This window comes from uncultured Psychrobacter sp., from assembly GCF_947495825.1.
Taxonomy (GTDB): domain Bacteria; phylum Pseudomonadota; class Gammaproteobacteria; order Pseudomonadales; family Moraxellaceae; genus Psychrobacter.
Genome location: NZ_CANMAH010000003.1, coordinates 191,384 through 212,483, shown reverse-complemented (window position 1 = coordinate 212,483; position 21,100 = coordinate 191,384). Strand labels below are relative to the sequence as shown.

The following is a 21,100-nucleotide window of genomic DNA, read 5'->3' as shown; positions in this document are numbered from 1 at the left end:
ATTTACAGTAAATTAGGTTGGCTATTATATAGATAATTCAGCTGATGTCAATCGTTTTTTTAATTTAAATAGAGTATTTTCTATTATAAATTTAAACTCACCTGACATCGACTTACTGCATTATAATCTAACAATAAACCGAATAAATGGCGGTGAAGGAGGGATTCGAACCCTCGATACGCTTACACGTATGGTTCCTTAGCAGGGAACTGGTTTCAGCCACTCACCCACTTCACCGAACGATTTAAGACACTTATCGAAATATTTATTAAAATAATTTTAAAAAATATGTCTTTAAACTATAGTATCAATGCTTATTGATACGTCTTATGTCGTGGGCGAGTATTATAACAAAGCCAAAACGAATTGCAAGCATTACCCGCCATTTTCATGACACTTTCTTATAATTTTTAATTAACATGCTTTTTAAGAACCAAATAAGCTCTATTTTTCAACAGATTAGCTTTATTTCTTAATTATTTAAATTAATTGAGAGTCAAGCAGCAGCTTACTGCTGTGGCTTTTTTGGTTTGAGATGGCTATAGTAATTAACAAGCCAAAAACCGCGTTAATTTTTTAAATCTTTAACCATTATAACAAAATAGACAAAGGAAGGTTATGCGACCAGTTGTTTTATGTTTTTCCGGATTGGATCCCTCAGGTGGTGCAGGGTTACAAGCAGATATCGAAGCGATAGGTGCAGCAGGTGGACATGCAGCTGTCGCATGTACTGCCATCACTGTTCAAAGCTCACAGCAAGTATTCGGTTTTGAAGCCTGCGCTGCAACCTTGGTAAAAGATCAGGCCATAGCGGTTCTCAAGGACTTGCCGGTTCGCGCGATCAAATCAGGTATGCTTGGCACCACGGATAATATTGCTATGCTGACCCGCTTATTTGCAGAGCAGACAATTAGTAGTGATACACCCTTTGTCCTTGACCCTGTACTCGTTGCCAATAGCGGCGGTAGCTTGGGCGATGAGCAAACGCTGGTCGCAGCTTTTAGAGAGCTGCTCCCCTATGCCACGCTCATCACGCCAAACACGCATGAGCTAAGAGCGTTGAGCGGTGAGCAAGATCTACATAGTGGTGCCCAAAAACTATGCGCACAGGGGACACATGCCGTGCTGGTCAAAACCTCACATGACTTTGACAGCGGTGATATCGAGCAATACTTATACGTTAAAGGTGACATGGTACACCAAAGTACGTTGCCGCGCTTAGACGGTGAATTCCATGGCTCTGGCTGCTCACTGGCCAGCTTTATCGCAGGACGCTTAGCCTTAGGTGATGAGCTAGTTACAGCCGTCAAAGCTGCTGATCGATGGATTACGCAAACCCTAATGGCAGCAGATAGTCCGCATCCCAAAGATAGCAGGGCCCAATTGATACCGAATCGCTTTGTAGCTTTCGAGCAAGACTGAGGCAAGTCTATAAGGAATAGCTTTCACTAAAGATACAAATAAAAAAGACGCCCTATAATAAGAGCGTCTTTTTTGTGTTAGGCAGTTTTTAGAATATGTCGATAAGTGTACTTGATAATCAATACGTAATAGAGTTTAGCCTAACATCGGCATAAAGCTTGAGGCCAAACCGCCGATAAACATCTCGAGTAAAAGAAAAGCAATAAAGGCAACCATCGGTGATAAATCAAGCATGCCTAGGTTTGGCGTGATGCGACGAAACGGCGCTAAAATAGGCTCAGCTAAGTTGATAATGATGCCAATGATAGGGTGCTCAGATCTGGTGAATACTACAATCCAGCTCACAATAATAGAACCAATGACCAAATAGCGGCACATACGTAAAAAGTCTAAAATCAAACTGGTGGTACCAGCAAAAAACAGCGGCGCAGGTGCTATACCTTTATGCATCAGCGCCGCTTTGCCTGAGATATCAATGAGACGGATTAAAAACATTAATACAATGGCCGCAATACTGATACGCCCTTGCGCGACTGTCGGAAAGATACGCCCAAACGTATCTACAATGCGCGTGGCCTTGTAAGCAGGCGCAATCATAGGGTTTCTCTCATCCATCCCAGCAAACTGCAGCATAAAACGGATAAATACCAACATCATAGCGAAGGTAGTCACTAAGTCAAAAATTTGCAACAAGGTGTTGTTCATAAAACGCTACTCAATGTGCCACGAATAAAGATTGTTAAAATGGTGGCTTATTTATATTAAAAAAGAATTTTATTGCTCCAAATTCTTATTTATTTTCTGTACTAAGGGCCTGACTACGATCGTAACAAGCTTGCATAGCTTCACCGATTTGACGTCCGATCTCATTGGCTTGCATTGACTCAATTGCTGCTTGGGTCGTACCGTTTGGCGAAGTGACCTTGCGACGTAGCTCAGCGGGTGCATCATCACTATTCATCGCCATTTTGGCAGCGCCCAGCATCGTTTGCATTGCCAGTGATGACGCTTGTTCTTTATTCAAGCCTAAAGCGACGGCGCCATCAACCATCGATTCGATAAAGTAAAACATATAGGCGGGTGCTGAACCAGAAACTGCCGTCACGGCATGCATAAGCGTCTCATCATCGACCCACATGACCAGTCCTGAAGCTTCCATCACTGCGGTGGCCAATTGCTTTTGTTCTGCACTAATGTTATCTGTACCGTACAGACCAGTCGCACCCATCTGAATCATCGCAGGTGTATTTGGCATCGCACGTACGATATTGCTATAGCCGCCCAGCATGTCTGACAAAAGGTCCGTCGACAAGCCTGCTGCCACTGACACTACCAATTGTTTGTCTAGGGCATCAGCAAAAGCACTGACAACAGGTCTCATGACTTGAGGTTTTACCGCTAGGACAACGACATCAGCATTGACAACAGCAGCTTTTGCATCGGCTGTTGGATCAACCGCATTCAACCCTTTAGCAACCAATTGCTCACGCACCTCGCTACTAGGGTCAGCAACCGTAATTAGACTTGGTTTGACATCGCAAGCGATAAGTCCACTTATCAAGGCTTGCGCCATGTTTCCACCACCGATAAAGCTGATTTTTTTATTATCTAGTATTGACATTACTGCTCCTCACTCACAAAATGCAAAGGTATTCAAAGATATAGTTTCTAACAATATAAAGTATATTATGATCATTAGTGTGACCACTGAAATGACACTTAGTCTACCATACTGCCACGAGCATTAAAGAAATTTATCTATAGCCCAATCACCTGAAAAAATCGATGAACGTAACGATTTTATTGCATACTGACTATATGCTTAAGATATTTTTGATAGCACTAGCTAAGAAACCACTATCATTTGTAACGTTTGCCAACGCCTTATCAGTCCCTAGTACCCAACTTTCAAATGGCGATACTAGCAATAACGGCAACGCCTCATCTTTATGAGCGAAGACAATACTGACAACCACCAAGCTATCACGCAGCCAGACAGGCACGCCCAGTGTTTGATAGAGTTTTTTGCCCGCTTGCGGACGAGTGGCTAGCGTGGTTTGAACGCGCTGCTGCCGCCCTAATGGTGTAAACGTCAGCTCAATCTTATCTTTATTGCTTATAATATTATCGCTGATAAATCTATCATTTATAAAGTGTATCAACGTATTGAGCGCGATTTTTAATTGCCAATTGGCACCTTTGCCTGTGCGTAACGTCACCATCATGGCATGTTTTTGAGGCAAGCTTAAACAAGGTAACGTTTGGGTGTGTGCAGTAAGTGGTAGCGCTAGCCATGCAAGCCAACTACTGCTAAGACGATATAGCTGCTGACGATAACGGCGGATAGTATAAGTCTGCTTACTGCCCTGCCAGTCTAATTGGGTTTGATGGTTGTGATCATTACGTTCAGTTAAACTTAAGGCATCATCGACAAGCTGCTTGGACGGTGGCAATGGCTCATCTTGCGTGAGCCAAGTATGTATGAGTTGGCGTTGACGATAGATAGGCAATGAGTGCAGTTTATCGATATTTAGCACACGTTGCGCTGGTGGACAATTCAACGGAATAATAGCGGTCTGCTGCAAGTCTTGTGCGGCTTGATCGCTCACGATAGCCTGAGCATCCGCGAGTAGCTGCGCACTGCGAGCAATATTATCAATAACATTTGAGTTATACGTAGCAAGTGCTGGCATGATATCGCAGCGCAGCCCACTCCGCACATTATCACCGCTGTCATTGGTAGGGTCATCGATATAAGGCAGCTTTAATTGCCGAGCATAGTGACTGATAGTAGAGCGACGTACCGACAGCCAAGGCCGCCACAGTATGTTGCGATGCATGCTTTGGGTCTGCACTCGCCACGCCTGCATACCTGACAGGCCATTCACCCCTGCCCCTTGAATCAAGCGCATGAGCACCGTCTCAGCTTGATCATCAGCATGATGGCCCAAGAGTAGCACATCATCTTGATTAATATGGGCGCGCATATCACGATAACGTGCCAGCCGCGCCGCTTGCTCATCATGACCGTCAACTTTTGCCATTAGCACCTGACACGGTAGCTGCTGAGCGCGTGCCCAATTGGCGACATGCTCTGCCCAATAACCACTATCTACTTGCAGTCCATGATCAACATGCAATAATTGCGGCAAAAACGGCAGCTTGCCCTGTCGGTATAACTGCACACATAGCGCAGCTAATGCCAACGAATCTCGCCCACCACTACATGCCAGCCAAATACGCCGACCGTGTAATTGATTACTATACTCAGCCATACTAACCAATAATGCCTCTGCCAGATTATCATCGATTGGCAACTGAGCTACTGGCTTGATAGGATAATTTAGAATAGCGCGACTGGTCATAATCAATCTTATATAGGTAAATTTAAAAACGAAAAAACGCGCCATCAAGTAGCGCGTTTTTATTCTATCACTTTTTATTCTATCACTAAGAGTAACCGCCTAGGACCAAACGCTTGTCATCAAACAAAAGTAATAACAAATCAGTATTATGCTACACAGCTAGCAAGGCAGCATGACCTCTGAATTAAAGGTTTTGAGCTTTTCGTAGCGCTGCTCGCAACGAGCGTCTGCATCCATGTCTTTGATTTCATCAAGCTGTTCTAGCAGTAGCGCTTTAAGAGAGTTCATTACTGGCTGTGGATGGACGTGTGCGCCTTCACCTTCTTCGATGACCGCATCAATGAGTCCCAGTTGATACAAGTTATCTGCATTCAACTTCAAAGCTTCACTTGCATCTTTCGCTTTTTCTGCCGTTTTCCATAGGATTGAAGCACAGCCTTCAGGAGAAATAACGGAGTAAATACTGTTTTGCAGCATGTTTACTTTGTCACCCACCCCAATTGCCAATGCACCGCCCGAGCCGCCTTCACCAATGATAGTGACAATAATAGGAGCTTTTAAACTCGAGAATACAGCAATGCTTTCTGCAATCGCTTGCGCCTGTCCACGCTCTTCGGCACCAATACCAGGGTACGCACCTTGAGTGTCTACAAAGGTCATCACAGGAATATTAAAACGCTCTGCCATCTTTACCAAACGTATGACTTTACGATAACCTTCAGGGTTTGCCATACCGAAGTTATGAGCAATGCGTTCGCGCGTACTACGACCACGATGTTGCCCAATGACCATGACTGGCATACCATCCAAGCGGGCCAATCCACCTACAATTGCTTTGTCATCGGCATAGGCACGGTCACCATGCAATACATCAAACTCTGTAAACAGCTGATTGACATAGTCCATAAATAATGGACGTTTGGCATGCCGTGCAAGCTGAACGCTATCCCAGACGGTACTCATAGACGTTTCCTTTCTATCGTTTTGTATAATTTATATGTTACTACGTGTCATGAATTATTTGAGGCTAAATAAAGTACAGTTGTAAACTCAATAAAACTTATAGTAGCACAATTTATATACTGTGGCATTTAACAATGCTTTTGTAATGTAATTAATTGGCTTAATTAACTAATCAACGCCCAACGTCTAGGCAGATAACGTGGCCTCAATTACGTTGAGCTTAACACCCCATTTTGCAAACTGTTCAGTCTCTACACAAAGATCTGAAAATAAGAATGCATAGTGCTTTTTGTCGGTACTGACAGTAATTTGCCAGCAGTTGGTATCCGTGATGACAAGGCGCATGTCAGGTAGATCATACTCACTACGGCTATGATGCGCTAAGACCGCAAGCCTTAGTAGTAAGCATAGATAGACCAAATCATTACCGCCAATATTACACGTCTGCTCAAGCATATCGCTTTTGAGCTTGCGTCTATGGTTGAGCATCAGCTGTGCCATACGCTTTTGGTCGACTTGCGAAAACCCCGGAATGTCCGAGTATTCAAGCAAGTAAGCACTATGCTTATGATAACTGCTATGGCTAATTGCAAGACCAATCTCGTGCAGATATGCTGCCCGTCTCAATACGTCAGCATCATCATTGGTCAATTGTAAGTCATCTTTGACTTGTTTGAACAAATGGCGGCTAGTTCTAACCACTTGTCTGGCTTGTTTTTTATCTACTGAATAGCGTTTGATTAATGCAAGCACACTACGGTCACGGACATCTTCGCTAGCTAAGCGTCCAAGCATGTCATACATTACTCCTTCTCGTAGCGCGCCATCAGAGTAAACGATAGTCTCAATGCCAAGCACTTTCATCGTAGCACGTAGTACCGCTACGCCTGCGGGAAACACTGCCTTACGGTGCTCTTTCACACCTTCTAACTCAATGTCATTTACATCACCGATTTTGATGAGCAGTTTTTCTAATTTTTTGACCCCTTGATAAGTGACGCGCTCTTGCTCATCTGACCAGCCTTTAGATACCAACACATTACGCACGGCTTTAATCGTACCACTAGAGCCAACCACACTACTCCAGCCTGTCTTTTGATATTGGCCGTTAATAGCCAGTACTTCTTTGCGAGCCGCAACGATAGCACGATTAAAATTCTCTTTGGTAATTTGCCCATCTGCAAAAAACTTCTTTGTAAAGGCCACACAGCCCATCTGTAAGCTTTCAGTCAATAATGGATCGAAACCTTTTCCAATAATAAACTCAGTGGAGCCGCCACCGATATCGATAACCAGACGCTTATCACTACTAGCATTGGTGTGAGAAACACCAAGATATATCAGTCGCGCCTCTTCACGTCCAGAGATGATTTCAATTGGCTTGGGTAGTATCTCATTGGCCCGCTTTATAAAATCATTGGCATTTTTCGCCTGGCGCAGCGCGTTTGTTGCAACGACACGTATGCGCAAAGCAGAGACTGAGTCCAGACGTGCAACGAAGCGGCTAAGACATTCTAGACCTCGCTTTTCAGCAGCAGCGCTTAAGATATTATGTTCATCTAATCCTGCTGCTAGCTGTACTTTTTCGGACATGGAGACTACTTTTCGCACTTCTCCATGATCAAGACGAGCAATAGCTAAATGAAAGCTGTTCGAACCGATATCGATGGCAGCCATCAGTTCATCATCAGCGAGAGGCGAATCTATAATGTCATTACTAAGCGTAGGATTGAGCATAGGAAAAATCGTTATCCTGTAGGATGGTGTAGAAGAATATAGTAGTAACCGCAAGTGTTGTAATAAACAGTACTTGCTTTGAATATTAAGTTTACAAGCCTTGAATTTTATCGTAGTGCCGCAGACGAGCTTTGCTATTAAAGCATTTCTATTAAGGTACATTCAATAACTTGTGTTCATTATAACCCTTTGCTACATTCTAAATAAGTCATATTATTAACCAGTAACATTGATAATTTAAAATAATTACTAATAACTGTAACTTCTATCTTGGTGTCTATTTTATTATTGATCTTGCATTGTTGATCTTCCCCTATTGATGTAGTCACCAAGTATTGATAGTTCTCTATTAGTCCAAATAATAAGCAAAGGAAGCTGCCGTAATGAATCAATCTACCCGTACTCAATCTCGAGCTACTGCCAACATAGAGACAAAAGATGCAATTGTTGGCACAGATATCACTAAAGTAGACCTTGTCTCTGAGCAAGGATTCTACGATTTCTATCTAAATGAGCATCAAAACATTATTTGTCGCCGTCTGCATTTTGCTGGGAGCAGTTTTGGTTTATTAGGACTGGCAAAGTCGGTTAAGACGCGCTCACCAAAACCTTTACTCAAAGGTATTGCAGCAGGATATGCTTGTGCTTGGGTTGGACATTTCTTTTTTGAAAAAAACAAACCAGCCACATTTAAATACCCACTACAAAGCTTCGTCAGCGACTTTCGTATGTATGGTGACGTCTTGCGCGGCAACTTAAGCTTAAGTGACCGCAAGTTTGATAAAGTCGGACGGAAGTAGTTTACTGGTACTTTTTTACACTACTAACGTAAAGACTTACGCAGTATCTTACCTACCGCAGTCTTAGGTAGCTCATCGATAAACTCGTATGATTGCGGGCGTTTATAACCTGTTAGACGCTCGCTTGTAAAAGCCTGTAACTCCTCTACGGTCAAGCTTAGCTCTTTTTTGACCACAAAGGCTTTTGGCACCTCACCACTATGCTCATCTGCAATACCAATCACCGCCACTTCAAGCACTTTTGGATGCGCGGTCAATGCTGCTTCTACTTCATTAGGATAAACATTAAATCCTGAAACCAGTATCATATCTTTTTTACGATCGACGAGTGTCAAAAACCCTTCTTCATTCATTACCCCGATATCACCTGATTTAAAATAACCATCTTCGGTAAAGGTGTTGGTATTATCTTGTTGCCAATAGCCGCGCATCACTTGTGGACCTTTTATGCCTACCTCTCCAGGCTCGCCAATCGCACATGCTGAGTCATTTTCATCAATGATTTTGATATCCATCATGGCTAATGGCAGCCCTACGCTACCATTAAAATGGCTAATACCAGGTGGGTTAAAAGAGATAACAGGAGAAGTCTCAGACATGCCGTACCCTTCATTGATTATCATGCCAGTGACTTGCTGCCACTGATCAGAGACCGCTTTAATAATTGCTGTACCGCCACCGATAGTTAGCGCCAAGCGACTAAAATCAAGGCTGGCAAACTTTGGATGATGTAGCATACCGATAAACAAGGTATTGACCGATGGAATGACATGTGGACGATGCTGTTCAATGGTCTTGACTAGACCATCGATATCGCGTGGGTTGGTGACCAATATATCCTCCCAGCCACCATAAATACCCAGCAAGCCGCAAACCGTAAAGGAGAAAATATGATAGAGCGGCAACGGATTGAGTATCTTAATTTGCTCACGACGACCCGCTTCAATCGCACTGCCAAACATCGCATAACACTGACAAACATTGGCCATGACATTATAGTGGGTCAGCATGGCGCCTTTTGGCTTACCAGTCGTGCCTCCTGTATATTGTAACAATGCCAAATCTTCACGCTCAATGGTCACATTTTTAAAGTCTTGCTCGCGCTGCGATTGTAAGATGTGTGCAAACTTTATGTGGTCCTTTGAGTCTAACGTATTAGCTGTCGCTGATTTGGTTATGGATGAGTTGTCGACTGGCTTGGCGCTAAGCTGGCTTAATAACGCGATGTCATTGTCCGTGGCTGCAGCATTAGGATCGATAGAACATCTCACAACCCATTGCAGTTGCGCTTTAATGCCACCATCTAGCTGCTCATAAGCTGAGGCCATACCATCTAGGATGATAAGACCGCAGGCTTGAGCATCTGTCAGCTGATGCGCCAACTCATAGTGGGTATACATAGGATTAACATTGACCAGTACCGCTCCTGCCCGCAAGCAGCCGAGCAATACCACAGCATACTGCAATATATTGGGCAGTTGGACAGCGATGCGATCGCCTTTGTTGATGCCTTGTGCTTGTAAAAAGGCGGCAAAGCGGCGACTAGCGATATCTAATTGCGCAAAACTCAGCGTGGCAGGACCCATACTAAAAGCCACAGAATCGCTATGCTGCTCAATCTTTGGTTGTAATAAATCTAGTAGGTTATGCTTATCTTCTAACACATTTAGATTGTTTCTTAGTCCATATTTTTCATACGTGGCTTGCCATAATGGAGGGACAGTATTACTGGGGGCGTTATTTTCAGCACTGGTATTCATCAGTTGGCATCCTTGCTCGTGATCATTGTTAGCTTCAGAATAGCACAATTTATTCTCTGTTTTGCAAACGAGTAGAGCATGATTTTTTCTAGCCTCTACTCACTTTTTATGGTGAACGCAACTTGAAATATAAGCAAATAAATCATAGAGTATAATAAAAATTAGCCACAAAAAAACCAGCGCAAAGGCTGGTTTTAAGTTTAAGTGTTCAAAGCTAAAACTATCTAATTACGCTTTAGCCATTTGGGCAAATATCTCATCGGCCGCTTTGATCGAGTCTTCGATATCTGTATCGCTATGCTTAATAGACATAAAGCCGGCTTCATAAGCAGAGGGCGCCAAATAAATACCGCGATCTAACATACCATGGAAGAAAGTGTTAAACACATCCATATCGCACTCTGTCACATCATCAAAGTTCTGAGGTACAGTCGTCTCGTTGTCTCTGACAAAGAACATACCAAACATACCGCCCAATTTATTGGTACGCAAATGAATACCATGCTTGTCAGCCGCCGCTTGAAAACCATCAACGAGTTTGTCTACTTTCGCTGATAATTCATCATAGAAGCCGTCTGCCGTTAGGTCTTCAAACATCGCGATACCAGCACGCATCGCTAGCGGATTACCTGACAACGTACCCGCTTGATAGACACCACCAAGTGGCGCGATACAAGACATGATGTCTTCTTTACCGCCAAAGGCACCTACTGGTAGACCTGCACCAATGATTTTACCAAAACAGGTCAAGTCGGGGTCGATACCGAAGTGTCCCTGCGCACCGCCCAAACCGACACGAAAGCCCGTCATGACTTCATCAAAGATAAGTACCGCGCCATTAGCGGTACACTCTGCGCGCAACGTATCATGGAATTCTTGAGTTGGAATAACCATGTTCATGTTGCCAGCGATCGGCTCTAAGATGACGCAGGCAATTTCTTCGCCCCATTTCTCAAAGCAATCTTTAATCGCTTGGGGGTCATTGTAAGGAATGGTGATGGTATGCTTAGCAAAATCTGCTGGCACGCCTTTTGAAGTTGGCTCACCAATATCCAGCATGCCTGAGCCTGCTTTGACCAACAAGCTATCTGAATGGCCATGATAACAGCCTTCAAATTTGACGATTTTGTCACGCTGCGTATAGCCACGTGCCAGACGGATGGCGCTCATGGTCGCTTCTGTACCAGAGCTGGTCATACGAATCATCTCAACGCTTGGGACAATCTCACAGATCTTATCGGCAACCGTGGTTTCAAACGGTGTTGGTGTCCCAAAGCTTAACCCATCATCAGCAGCTTTTTTGACCGCATCGATCACTTTTGGGTGCGCATGACCCAAGATCATTGGCCCCCACGAGCCGACATAATCGATATAGGCATTGTCTTCGGTATCATAGATTTTGCTGCCGCTGGCACGGTGCATAAAGATGGGCGTACCACCTACCCCTGCAAAGGCGCGTACTGGTGAGTTGACACCGCCTGGAATATGTTTGCGAGCTTGCGCAAATAGTTGTTCGTTTTTAGTGCTCATGGTTATTCTCTATTGTTTTATTAAAAGTAAGTTTTTTCACTTAAACATCATTAAACTTGTTGGTTAAACTTATCGTCTCAAGCCTTTTTAACGACTGAAGATTTAAGCTTCATGGGGCCATAGCCATCAAGTTTACAGTCAATATCGTGGCCATCGCTCGCATCTGGCAATAGGCGAATACTCTTTGCTTTGGTGCCTACTTTGATAACGATGGATGAGCCTTTAACTTTTAAGTCTTTGATGACGGTCACGGCATCGCCATCTTGTAGCTCGTTGCCGACAGCATCGCGAATGACCGCGTCTTGCGCCTCTGCCTCAGCCGCGTCAGTCTCAGCTGCCGTCCATTCATGAGCACACATAGGGCATACCAGTAACGCACCATCTTCGTACGTATATTCAGCATCACATTTTGGACAATTGGGTAAGCTCATTATTTCCTCGGCAGCCAGTAACTTTAGGTTTATTCTAGACTTAGCCTAGACCCTAGACTAGAGATAACATTGTACCGTAACTCGCTTGCTTTAACCAATTTGTACGGTTGAAAATTGGGCACTGCGCCCAATCTAAACCTTAACCATAGCGTTTCTTATGACAGTGCTTTTTATGGTACGCTTCTTAACCTCATTTAATTTTATATTCGCTTGTCTAATAAGGGATAAAAGCACCAATTTGCTTCTTTTGTTCCTTATATCTAAGACCCAGTTATTCATAAGTAAGCTCTTATTAGAAGGATAATAACAATGACTCAAACTACCGACGTCTCGACTTTGCCGCAGTTTTCTCAATTAACCATCCAAGGTGAAGATGCTGAAAAATTCTTACAAGGACAATTAACTTGTGATGTGACCAAGCTTGGCCTTAGCTATCAACCAACTGCCCTTAGTAACTTAAAAGGACGTATTGAATTTGGACTTTGGATTAAAAAACAAGACGAAAAACATTACGACGTGGTGACTAGCGCTGATTGTGTAGACGCTTTACAGGCACATTTAAAGAAATTTGGAGCGTTTTCGAAGTTTGAGACCAGTGCAGCAACAGCCATTTATCCTTGTGTGCTCGCCGATGAGCCAACCTTTAGCCATAAGGATGAGCATAATACAGCAGAAGATACTCAAGCTTGGATGCAGCGAAGTATTGCTACTGGCAACTATTGGATCGTGGCGGCAACGCAGGGTGAGTTTCAGCCGCAAGAGCTGCGTCTGCATCAGCGCGGTGGTATGGACTACGACAAAGGCTGCTATTTAGGTCAAGAAGTTATCGCTCGCATTTACTTTAAAGCGGCGCCCAAGGCGTTTTTGCACTATGTTAGCGGGACAGGTGATGCGCCAGCAGCAGGGGATAAGCTTGATAAAATCCAAGTGGTCAATGCCATTGCTACCAATGATGGCTTTGAAGCGCTAGTCGTTGCACGTCCAGCACATCTTGATGATAGCGACCTTACCCTATTGGAGTTGCCAACAGCACTTCAAGCTGATGTCGCACGTCCAAAGTAGCGTGGTCCAAACCGCAGCAAACTGCCAAACAAGCAGCTAAAACAGTCACTAAGAGACTTTACTCATGACACATATTGCGGTACTCGGAGCGGGCGTGGTGGGCGTGACTACCGCATGGTATCTTCGCCAAGCTGGCTATGATGTGACTGTCATTGAGCGTGAATCTGCAGCGGGAATGCAGACGTCGTTTGCTAATGGCGGGCAGATATCGGTCTCGCACGCGACGCCTTGGGCCAATCCTACTGCTCCAATGAAAGCGCTTAAGTGGCTATTTAAAGAAGACGCGCCACTACTGTATCGTTTGCGAGCTGACAAGGCACAGCTTAAGTGGGCGATGCAGTTTTTGCAAGAGTGCCGTGCAGATAAAGCCGATGCCAATTTGGTGCAAATGGTACGTCTAGGATTGTATTCTAGAGATGCCTTGCAGCAGCTACGTGCTGACATTGGTATTGATTACGAGCAGCAAAAGCGCGGTATCATGCACTTTTATACCGACCAAGCTGAGTTTGACGCTGCTATTGCGCCAACAGAGCGTATGCAAGCGCTAGGCTGTGAGCGTCATATCATTGATATTAATAATGCGGCCAGTCTGGAGCCAGCGCTTTATCCTATTGCCCATAAGCTCAAAGGCGCTACTTATACCAGTCGCGATGAATCGGGTAATGCCCATCTATTTACCCAGCGCTTAGCTGAGCGCTGCGCTGATGCTGGTGTACAGTTTTTATATGACACCGAGGTACTGGCATTAAACGCTGACGCCCACTCTAGTCGCCCGCATATCCATAGCATCAATATCCGTCCCAAAGGCGAAAATGTACAAACTTTTAGTGCAGACAGCCATGTATTGGCACTTGGTAGCTATAGTGTCGCCTTGATGAAGCCACTTAATATTCATCTACCAATCTTCCCTGCTAAAGGCTACTCAGCCACTTATCAAGTCAATCCCCGCGCCCCGCACCTAGCACCCTTTATCAGTCTCATTGATGATGAGTTTAAGCTGGTTACCTCACGCCTTGGCGATAAATTGCGCGTCGCGGGCACAGCAGAGTTTAACGGCTATAATTTAGACTTGAATACTATACGCTGCCAAGCCATCACGCGCCGTGTACAGCAGTTATTCCCGAAAGGCATCATTGCCAACTCTGTGCAATATTGGACAGGACTGCGACCGATGACCCCATCAAATGTACCCTTAATAGGACGCGCGCATAGGGGTAATATCCGTCACGGTAGTCACAATACAAACGCTAGTTTTGATAATTTATGGCTTAATACGGGTCACGGCACGCTTGGCTGGACACATGCTTGTGGTTCAGCAAAAGCGATTAGTTTATTGATACAGGGTGACAAACCGCCTGTCGATTTTGACTTTGTAGGTATAGATTCGCGTAGATAGCGTTTTTAGGGCCGATATATTACGGATGATAAAAATTTTGCGTAGCCTCTGTCTGTATAGGCACAGTAAGCAAGGAAGACTTGTGCCAGTAGCACGTTATAGTTTTTGTGCTTATTTATTACATAGATAAGTCACCCATAACAAAGTTAAGCAGTTAACCATAATGAAGTAACACTCTAAACATTGCGTATACAGACAAGGCAATTCTTAGCACTTATATTAGATATCACCAGTTAGCATATTGGCTTCTACCAATAGCGACTGAGTGTTGAATGAAGGCAGATGGAATAATTGTCTCATAACTTAATTCGATAATAATAGAAGGAATATAACAATGAATGAACATACTCTAAAAGGCGAATGGAACCAAATGAAAGGTGCGGTTAAGCAGAAGTGGGCTGATCTCACTGATGATGACCTCACTCACATCGAAGGTAACCGCGATAAGCTGGTTGGCCGCGTACAAGAACGTTATGGCCATAGTAAAGATGATGCCGAACGTGAAGTAGATGACTGGCGCCGCGAAAATAACTACTAATGTGTTTTTTAGAAAAATACAATAGATAATATTTAGAATAGTCTTATTTTAAAACATAAAAACCGCATGAAATCCATGCGGTTTTTTGATTGTTAGTGATTTATCTATCAACTAATAAGCTTTCTTAATATAATAATTAGCAGGTATTTATTTTCTGACCATTTAGATAACTAACGATTCAGATAAGCATAGGCTTTGATAGCATACAATTTTCCCAACCTCCAGACACGATAAAACCGCATAGCAATTAATTGTTATGCGGTTTTATTGTTAACCATCCATATTACCTATCACGACTGTCTGTTATACATCCTTGCATAATATTCAGTATATTGTGATACTAGGCATCCTGCCCTTTTTACTACGATTATCACAGCGTTTACTGCTGCTATCAGCATAGGTTAGTATCCTTACTCCACTTATTGTTATCATCCTGATGCCGATAAGTGAATCATTATCCTTAATGCGGTGAACTCAATCCTTGAGTCATACTCCCTAATGCCGTGTGACTATAGTGTCAAAATATTATCTTCATGTTAAGTCGCGTAAGCGTCATCTTCTGTAAGCATATGCTTACACGAATATTGTTTTTATCTTCTATGCCTTGTTATTCCTACAATTGCATAAAATAAAATGTTAGTTAAATTGCAAATAAAGTATATTTTTTATTATTTAGCTTCCTTCAAATTGTTACTCCCCTTTTCTTTTCATTTACATTTTATTAACGTTACCGACATTTGTTATCAAGTTTTATAGACTACCATGCGTATGTAAGAAATTATTTCAAAGATTAAGTCAGCTCGGGTATAGAACGTAAAATCTTTTTCATAAGGTTTCTTCATGGCCATCAAAAAATCTAATATCGATAACAAGTTAAGATAATTCGATTAAAACTTTTTTTATCTTTTAAGCTTAAATTTTATGAAGTATGTCATTTACATAAAGCTTTTGGCATCGTTAAAGTTTTGATGCCCAGGTCAAATAAACCAGCAAGTGGTTTTGTTTGGCCTTTTTTTATATGTCATTTTTTATTTTAAAAAGTGACAGTCATCTCTATAACATTCATCTTCAAAAATCTAAGATCTTTATGACATCATACGCTGGGGTTTCATAAGGATGCGCCTCTTTTAGTGCCGCAATGACCTCATTAATGACGTCCTCATCAACCACCATTTCAACTCGCCATTCATCAACTTCTTCAAGTTTGTCATGTATACCAATATGCGGCGTACTACCTGTCAATGGCTTGAACTGCCCCGTTCCCTGTACTTGCCAGCAGCACTGCTCATAATTACCAATAGTCCCAGCACCCGCATTAAATAGAGCAGACTTCACCGACTCTAAAGCATTATCTGGAATAAAAACCGTTAGCTTATACATTTGTTAATCTCCAATTTTTGACTAAATACATAATACAAAGCACTAGCACCCCTTACTTTTTTGATAAAGAAGGATGGTCCGTCCATACGTAGCGCAGTAGCCAGTCCTTTGCCTCACCAGCGTAATCGATTCCGATACGAGGACGTAATGATAATGGCGGCTGACAACCATCATCCTCAATCCAGACATTCGATGTAGGCCAGATAGCTTGGCCATACAAGCTACGGTCAATCTGCAAGCGTTTGGTTAACTTCCCAGGCCCAGCAAACTGCTTTGGATGCGTCAATTGCTTATCAGCGCTAAGCTGCTGCTCGTCTACTAACCGATCACTATTATCTGCCAAAAATCCAGCTCGTATGAGTACCGATTCAGGTGTCTCTACAGACCCACTGATAAGGTTGAGCATATGATGTACGCCGTAGGTCAAATAAACATAAAATACACCGCCTTGTTCATACATAATCTCGGTACGTGACGTACGAGTACCCGCATGCGAATGACAAGCAGGATCGTCTTCACCAATATAAGCCTCGGTTTCTGAGATGCGCATACGCAGCGTTTTTTCGTTGCCATCGCTATCAGTTAATCGTCTACATAGAACTTTACCGACCAAATCAGCAGCGACTACGCAGGTCGGACGAGTAAACCATGTTGGCTCTATAATCAAAGCGGACGATTCAGGAGTTATATCTAGGTTAAGTTTATTTGGCTGGGGCATCAATGGACCTTTTTTCTTATATTTAACGATATTCATAAATTATCATAAAAATAAAGATAGGTATTGAGGACAATTATTAACAGCACTTGCAGTAAAATTTTGCCAAAAAAAAACCGAGCATAAGGCTCGGTTTTGTAATGTTTCATTGCCATAAGGTGTCACAAGGTCGATATAACATCTAGCTCAGTATTTAGTTTAGAGGCACACCAATACGTTTAGCGACTTCTTCATAACCTTCGATCACATCTCCCAAAGATTGACGGAAACGGTCTTTGTCCAGTTTTTTCTTAGTGTTCTTGTCCCAAATACGGCAACCGTCTGGTGAGAATTCATCACCTAAGACGATGCGGTCATGAAAGACGCCAAACTCAAGTTTAAAGTCAACCAAGATAAGATCACCTTTATCAAACAAGTCTTTTAATACCTCGTTCACCTGATAGCTGATTTCTTTCATTTTAGCAAGCTGATCATCATTCGCCCAGCCCAAGGTTACGGCCAGTGACTCATTAACCATCGGGTCGCCTAGCGCGTCATCTTTATAAAACAGCTCAAAGGTTGGCGGCGTCAATACCTGCCCCTCTTCTAACCCTAAGCGGCGCACCAGACTGCCCGCGGCGTAGTTGCGCACCACGCATTCAACTGGCAACATGTCCATACGCTTGACCAGCACTTCATCGCTCGAGAGCTGTTTTTCAAAATGCGTCTCAATGCCAGCTTCGCTAAGTTTTTGCATAATAAAAGTATTAAAGCGGTTATTAACCTCGCCCTTACGTGCCAATTGTTCGATACGCTTGCCATCGAGCGCCGAGGTGTCATCGCGAAAGTGCAAAATTAAAAAATCGTTGTCCTCGGTTTCATAGACAGATTTGGCTTTGCCTTTATAGAGCAATTGTTGCTTTTGCATGGTAGAGGATCCTGTTCATTCAAACTTAGGTAATAAAAACGTGCAACCACGGCCAAAGTATTGGCTGCAATATAGTACGTAAAAGACTAGATTACTAATTAGCAGGGGCAGCAGTTACTGGAACCGCGCGTTCAGGCTTTGGTAGCCGATACTGCTTGCCTGATTCATTCTGTAGCTTGAGCGTGTTTGCTCCAAGATTTGGCGTAGGGTACAAAGGCACAAATGGTGCTGCTTCTTGGGAGACAGGCATCTCTAATGGCGCAAGCTTTTTACTATCTTGGTATTCTAAGCTGCCATTGTCACGCTTGCCAAGTAGCTCTTTGGTAGCCTGACAGCCACTTAATACTAAAGTGCTACTTAACACTAAAGTCACTATGGCGGTCAATCGTTTTGGGGTCGTTAATGATGCTTTCATCATATTATCTCTCAGAGTTAGCAATCGATACTTATTTAGATACGGCACGAATACTGTGCCTACCATATCTAATGATTGGTTTTTAGCCGATGTTTATAATAAACCTGCCTGTTCTAAGGCAGTATCAATCGTGGCATGATGTTCTTTGGCCAGCCATACTAGCGGTAAACGAATACCTGTATCTATCATACCCATTTTATGTAACGCATATTTTGCTGGAATAGGGCTCGACTCAATAAATAAATCACGATGCAAATGCTTAACGACATCATGTACTGCATACGCTGTATCAAAATCTCCACGTAGAGCAGCTGAGAAGGTTTCACTCATCGCTTTAGGCGCGACATTGGCAGTTACTGAAATATTTCCTTTGCCGCCCACTTTCATCAAATCAAGCGCAGTGCCATCATCACCAGATAGAACCACCATTCTATCACCGACTGCTTTAATCAACTGCTCTCCGCGTTCAACAGAGCCAGTCGCATCTTTAATCGCCACAATGTTATCAATATCCGCTAGACGCTCTACGGTTTCTTGGGCAATATCGACAACCGTACGACCTGGTACATTGTAGAGCATCTGCGGCATATCCACAGCTTCGGCAATAGCCTTGTAATGCTGATACAAGCCTTCTTGAGGCGGCTTGTTATAGTAGGGTGCAACCAATAAAGCACAGTCCGCTCCAGCTTCCTTAGCATCTTGAGTAAGCTTGATTGCTTCCATCGTATTGTTAGCACCTGTCCCAGCAATGACTGGCACGCGGCCATTGACATGCTTGACAAAGTAGCAAATAACATCGCTATGCTCTTGCATAGACAAGGTCGCAGACTCACCTGTAGTCCCAACTGCCACAAGACAATGTGTGCCTTGCTCAATCTGCCAGTCTATAAGCTTGGCCAGACGTTTATAATCGACCGTACCGTCAGGGTGCATGGGTGTTACTAAAGCTACCATTGAGCCTTGTAGTCGGGTTTGGATATCGTCGTATGCTGTACTCATAACTGTGCCTTACTGTATTGTCTTAGCTTTGATTAAAGCTATTACATGATAGGTCGTATGCAAGGACTACTGCCTTGCTTCATATTACTGCTGCTCGCTCAACACCCAATTGTGATGAATGTTTGACTAAATAAACCTTATTATTAACTGCTGTTATAAATGCTCGATAGTGTAGCATATTTTGATTTAGTCACTCACTAACAATTGAGCGTCAATTGGCTATTATTTGTAGAGAATAAAAACTTATATTCTTTGCTACAAAAGTGCGTCTAACACCAAGTATTAACCTTAATAAATTTTTTACTTACTTTTAACGAATCGTCAATACATCAATGGTAGGACGACGGAGACGAAATGGCAACCCGCGCGTGCCGATGCCACTACTGACAAATACTTGAGCGCTAGCATGCTGATATAAACCGCGCGCATTATCAAAGCCTGCATAAGAAAAAATAGCAGATTTGATACGAGCATCACTATTAGTGCGTTGCGGCTTGGGTAGGTTGCTTAGTTTTTCGCTAGATTTTGCTGATTTTGCCGCCGCTGCTATCAATAGCGGTCTTGGTTTCAATGCCTTTGGCAAATCCGTAATACTATCAAAGCGTGACGCCAGAATAATAACTGGCAATACCGACTCTTCGATTTTAGTACATAGATCCGCTTTGTTAGCCACCACGATGATATCGCTATCGGCAGCGTGATTTTGAGTAGGTTTGGGTAACTGAGATGTTTTTGCTACGGGATTTTTACAAGTTTGCTTAGCATCAACTTTTGGGCTGTTGCCTTTATAAGATGACGGCATATCTTGCCAGCCGCACAGCATCGCAACATGCGATGTCAGGTTTGAGCTTTTTGGTTGCGCACTTGGTGTGGCGTTTTTGGCGAGGTGAGTTGCAATCGGTGGTAGTAATCGGCACTGCTGACCAATATAGGTAATGTCGAGTACATCAAAAGCACAAGCCAAAGTATCTTCTAATAAAGGTTGACCTTGCTTGGTCGTATTCATCGATTGATAACGTAAATCCGAGATGCTCATGACGGTATAAATAGGCTTATTGACCCCTTTAAAAAGCATCAATTGCCCAACCAAATCAGCCCCTGGATAATAAAGCCAATCGCCGGTAATCAATACTGCATCCACTGATAATTCGTTGATCGTCGCCACAAGCTTACGTATATGTCGAGGTTTGCCACTATATAATCCGATGCGTAAATCCGCTAGTACTGCTACGTTCAGCGATGTTTTTAGGTCAATATCCACCGTCTGTCGATGTATACGTAAGCGATTGGGCTGCACAATAACCGTATAAAAATACAACCCCATGGCTGCTAACGCTATCAGTACTAGCGGTAATGGTAGCTGCGCCACTACCGAAGTCACGTTTTGTGTTCGATCAATTACTAACAGCAGTGCCCAAATCGGCATGGTATAGGCAGCATAATATAATGCCAACTTTGGCCAGATACGCATAAAGCGCTTGCTGGGGTTGGCATTAAAGGTCTGTAACCCTGACCACAATACCACGTACGCTAACAGTGCTGTTGCGATAAGCATACTTAGCGTATAGATGGTGTGGTCAATCATGAATACCTAGCTGTAATATAAACGTACAAAAATAAATAATACTAATTTTGGCTAAAATCAAAAAACCAGCCATTATAAAGGGCGACGTCGATGAT

General features: G+C 43.2%; 19 protein-coding genes and 1 tRNA gene. 5 read left to right on the top strand and 15 right to left on the bottom strand.

From position 1 onward, the window contains the following. Positions 1-147: 147 nt before the first annotated feature. Positions 148-237 (bottom strand) — tRNA-Ser (locus tag Q0895_RS05185). A gap of 381 nt (positions 238-618) precedes the next feature. On the opposite strand from Q0895_RS05185, the gene Q0895_RS05180 reads away from it, so the two are divergent. Beyond that, positions 619-1,422: a hydroxymethylpyrimidine/phosphomethylpyrimidine kinase gene (locus Q0895_RS05180; RefSeq protein ID WP_299186081.1), complete on the top strand. Its 804-nt coding sequence runs from the start codon at positions 619-621 to the stop codon at positions 1,420-1,422. Between the two features lie 135 nt (positions 1,423-1,557). Here the strand turns inward: Q0895_RS05180 and Q0895_RS05175 are convergent, their stop codons facing one another. From Q0895_RS05175 to ppx, 5 genes are all read right to left on the bottom strand, one after another. Further along, positions 1,558-2,127, bottom strand: a complete 570-nt coding sequence (locus Q0895_RS05175; RefSeq protein ID WP_058367916.1) for a YggT family protein — start codon at positions 2,125-2,127, stop codon at positions 1,558-1,560. 85 nt (positions 2,128-2,212) lie between these two features. Then, positions 2,213-3,043 (bottom strand): pyrroline-5-carboxylate reductase, encoded by an 831-nt coding sequence (gene proC / locus Q0895_RS05170; RefSeq protein WP_299186078.1) that lies wholly within the window; start codon positions 3,041-3,043, stop codon positions 2,213-2,215. A gap of 193 nt (positions 3,044-3,236) precedes the next feature. Further along, a complete protein-coding gene (tilS, locus tag Q0895_RS05165; protein WP_299186076.1) occupies positions 3,237-4,787 on the bottom strand; it encodes a tRNA lysidine(34) synthetase TilS in 1,551 nt (516 codons plus the stop codon). 159 nt (positions 4,788-4,946) lie between these two features. Further along, on the bottom strand, positions 4,947-5,750 hold the full coding sequence (locus Q0895_RS05160; RefSeq protein ID WP_299186074.1) for an acetyl-CoA carboxylase carboxyltransferase subunit alpha: 804 nt from the start codon (positions 5,748-5,750) through the stop codon (positions 4,947-4,949). 186 nt (positions 5,751-5,936) lie between these two features. Next, a complete protein-coding gene (ppx, locus tag Q0895_RS05155; protein ID WP_299186071.1) occupies positions 5,937-7,487 on the bottom strand; it encodes an exopolyphosphatase in 1,551 nt (516 codons plus the stop codon). A gap of 383 nt (positions 7,488-7,870) precedes the next feature. On the opposite strand from ppx, the gene Q0895_RS05150 reads away from it, so the two are divergent. Continuing rightward, positions 7,871-8,287, top strand: coding sequence for a DUF962 domain-containing protein (locus tag Q0895_RS05150; RefSeq protein ID WP_299186070.1), 417 nt, complete (start codon positions 7,871-7,873; stop codon positions 8,285-8,287). Positions 8,288-8,310: 23 nt separating this feature from the next. On the opposite strand, the gene Q0895_RS05145 is transcribed toward Q0895_RS05150, so the two are convergent. The 3 genes from Q0895_RS05145 to Q0895_RS05135 form a co-directional block, all read right to left on the bottom strand. Further along, on the bottom strand, positions 8,311-10,047 hold the full coding sequence (locus tag Q0895_RS05145) for an AMP-binding protein (RefSeq protein WP_299186068.1): 1,737 nt from the start codon (positions 10,045-10,047) through the stop codon (positions 8,311-8,313). Positions 10,048-10,275: 228 nt separating this feature from the next. Next, on the bottom strand, positions 10,276-11,577 hold the full coding sequence (gene hemL, locus Q0895_RS05140) for a glutamate-1-semialdehyde 2,1-aminomutase (RefSeq protein WP_299186067.1): 1,302 nt from the start codon (positions 11,575-11,577) through the stop codon (positions 10,276-10,278). A gap of 77 nt (positions 11,578-11,654) precedes the next feature. Continuing rightward, complete coding sequence (locus Q0895_RS05135; protein ID WP_299186065.1) at positions 11,655-12,008, bottom strand: zinc ribbon domain-containing protein YjdM; 354 nt, start codon at positions 12,006-12,008, stop codon at positions 11,655-11,657. Positions 12,009-12,317: 309 nt separating this feature from the next. On the opposite strand from Q0895_RS05135, the gene Q0895_RS05130 reads away from it, so the two are divergent. From Q0895_RS05130 to Q0895_RS05120, 3 genes are all read left to right on the top strand, one after another. Next, positions 12,318-13,070 (top strand): folate-binding Fe/S cluster repair protein, encoded by a 753-nt coding sequence (locus Q0895_RS05130; protein ID WP_299186063.1) that lies wholly within the window; start codon positions 12,318-12,320, stop codon positions 13,068-13,070. Positions 13,071-13,134: 64 nt separating this feature from the next. Beyond that, the gene (locus Q0895_RS05125) at positions 13,135-14,466 is read left to right on the top strand and encodes a D-amino acid dehydrogenase (RefSeq protein WP_299186060.1); all 1,332 of its coding nucleotides are present in this window, start codon (positions 13,135-13,137) and stop codon (positions 14,464-14,466) included. Between the two features lie 334 nt (positions 14,467-14,800). After that, positions 14,801-15,004, top strand: coding sequence for a CsbD family protein (locus Q0895_RS05120; RefSeq protein ID WP_299186058.1), 204 nt, complete (start codon positions 14,801-14,803; stop codon positions 15,002-15,004). Positions 15,005-16,072: 1,068 nt separating this feature from the next. Here Q0895_RS05120 and Q0895_RS05115 read toward each other — a convergent pair. From Q0895_RS05115 to Q0895_RS05090, 6 genes are all read right to left on the bottom strand, one after another. Then, positions 16,073-16,384: a YqfO family protein gene (locus Q0895_RS05115; protein WP_075103359.1), complete on the bottom strand. Its 312-nt coding sequence runs from the start codon at positions 16,382-16,384 to the stop codon at positions 16,073-16,075. A gap of 52 nt (positions 16,385-16,436) precedes the next feature. Next, positions 16,437-17,102 (bottom strand): DNA-3-methyladenine glycosylase, encoded by a 666-nt coding sequence (locus tag Q0895_RS05110; RefSeq protein ID WP_299186053.1) that lies wholly within the window; start codon positions 17,100-17,102, stop codon positions 16,437-16,439. Positions 17,103-17,292: 190 nt separating this feature from the next. Continuing rightward, on the bottom strand, positions 17,293-18,006 hold the full coding sequence (gene purC / locus Q0895_RS05105; RefSeq protein ID WP_058367900.1) for a phosphoribosylaminoimidazolesuccinocarboxamide synthase: 714 nt from the start codon (positions 18,004-18,006) through the stop codon (positions 17,293-17,295). A gap of 94 nt (positions 18,007-18,100) precedes the next feature. Further along, a complete protein-coding gene (locus Q0895_RS05100; RefSeq protein ID WP_227511675.1) occupies positions 18,101-18,424 on the bottom strand; it encodes a hypothetical protein in 324 nt (107 codons plus the stop codon). A 90-nt stretch (positions 18,425-18,514) separates the two neighbouring features. After that, positions 18,515-19,420, bottom strand: a complete 906-nt coding sequence (dapA, locus tag Q0895_RS05095; RefSeq protein WP_058367899.1) for a 4-hydroxy-tetrahydrodipicolinate synthase — start codon at positions 19,418-19,420, stop codon at positions 18,515-18,517. 310 nt (positions 19,421-19,730) lie between these two features. Beyond that, positions 19,731-21,005: a hypothetical protein gene (locus Q0895_RS05090; protein WP_299186047.1), complete on the bottom strand. Its 1,275-nt coding sequence runs from the start codon at positions 21,003-21,005 to the stop codon at positions 19,731-19,733. Positions 21,006-21,100: the final 95 nt, after the last annotated feature.

Excerpts from the sequence above, each read along its gene's own strand:
- Q0895_RS05180 (WP_299186081.1), top strand. The coding sequence starts at position 619 with ATGCGACCAGTTGTTTTATGTTTTTCCGGATTGGATCCCTCAGGTGGT.
- Q0895_RS05175 (WP_058367916.1), bottom strand. The coding sequence starts at position 2,127 with ATGAACAACACCTTGTTGCAAATTTTTGACTTAGTGACTACCTTCGCT.
- proC (WP_299186078.1), bottom strand. The coding sequence starts at position 3,043 with ATGTCAATACTAGATAATAAAAAAATCAGCTTTATCGGTGGTGGAAAC.
- tilS (WP_299186076.1), bottom strand. The coding sequence starts at position 4,787 with ATGACCAGTCGCGCTATTCTAAATTATCCTATCAAGCCAGTAGCTCAG.
- Q0895_RS05160 (WP_299186074.1), bottom strand. The coding sequence starts at position 5,750 with ATGAGTACCGTCTGGGATAGCGTTCAGCTTGCACGGCATGCCAAACGT.
- ppx (WP_299186071.1), bottom strand. The coding sequence starts at position 7,487 with ATGCTCAATCCTACGCTTAGTAATGACATTATAGATTCGCCTCTCGCT.
- Q0895_RS05150 (WP_299186070.1), top strand. The coding sequence starts at position 7,871 with ATGAATCAATCTACCCGTACTCAATCTCGAGCTACTGCCAACATAGAG.
- Q0895_RS05145 (WP_299186068.1), bottom strand. The coding sequence starts at position 10,047 with ATGAATACCAGTGCTGAAAATAACGCCCCCAGTAATACTGTCCCTCCA.
- hemL (WP_299186067.1), bottom strand. The coding sequence starts at position 11,577 with ATGAGCACTAAAAACGAACAACTATTTGCGCAAGCTCGCAAACATATT.
- Q0895_RS05135 (WP_299186065.1), bottom strand. The coding sequence starts at position 12,008 with ATGAGCTTACCCAATTGTCCAAAATGTGATGCTGAATATACGTACGAA.
- Q0895_RS05130 (WP_299186063.1), top strand. The coding sequence starts at position 12,318 with ATGACTCAAACTACCGACGTCTCGACTTTGCCGCAGTTTTCTCAATTA.
- Q0895_RS05125 (WP_299186060.1), top strand. The coding sequence starts at position 13,135 with ATGACACATATTGCGGTACTCGGAGCGGGCGTGGTGGGCGTGACTACC.
- Q0895_RS05120 (WP_299186058.1), top strand. The coding sequence starts at position 14,801 with ATGAATGAACATACTCTAAAAGGCGAATGGAACCAAATGAAAGGTGCG.
- Q0895_RS05115 (WP_075103359.1), bottom strand. The coding sequence starts at position 16,384 with ATGTATAAGCTAACGGTTTTTATTCCAGATAATGCTTTAGAGTCGGTG.
- Q0895_RS05110 (WP_299186053.1), bottom strand. The coding sequence starts at position 17,102 with ATGCCCCAGCCAAATAAACTTAACCTAGATATAACTCCTGAATCGTCC.
- purC (WP_058367900.1), bottom strand. The coding sequence starts at position 18,006 with ATGCAAAAGCAACAATTGCTCTATAAAGGCAAAGCCAAATCTGTCTAT.
- Q0895_RS05100 (WP_227511675.1), bottom strand. The coding sequence starts at position 18,424 with ATGATGAAAGCATCATTAACGACCCCAAAACGATTGACCGCCATAGTG.
- dapA (WP_058367899.1), bottom strand. The coding sequence starts at position 19,420 with ATGAGTACAGCATACGACGATATCCAAACCCGACTACAAGGCTCAATG.
- Q0895_RS05090 (WP_299186047.1), bottom strand. The coding sequence starts at position 21,005 with ATGATTGACCACACCATCTATACGCTAAGTATGCTTATCGCAACAGCA.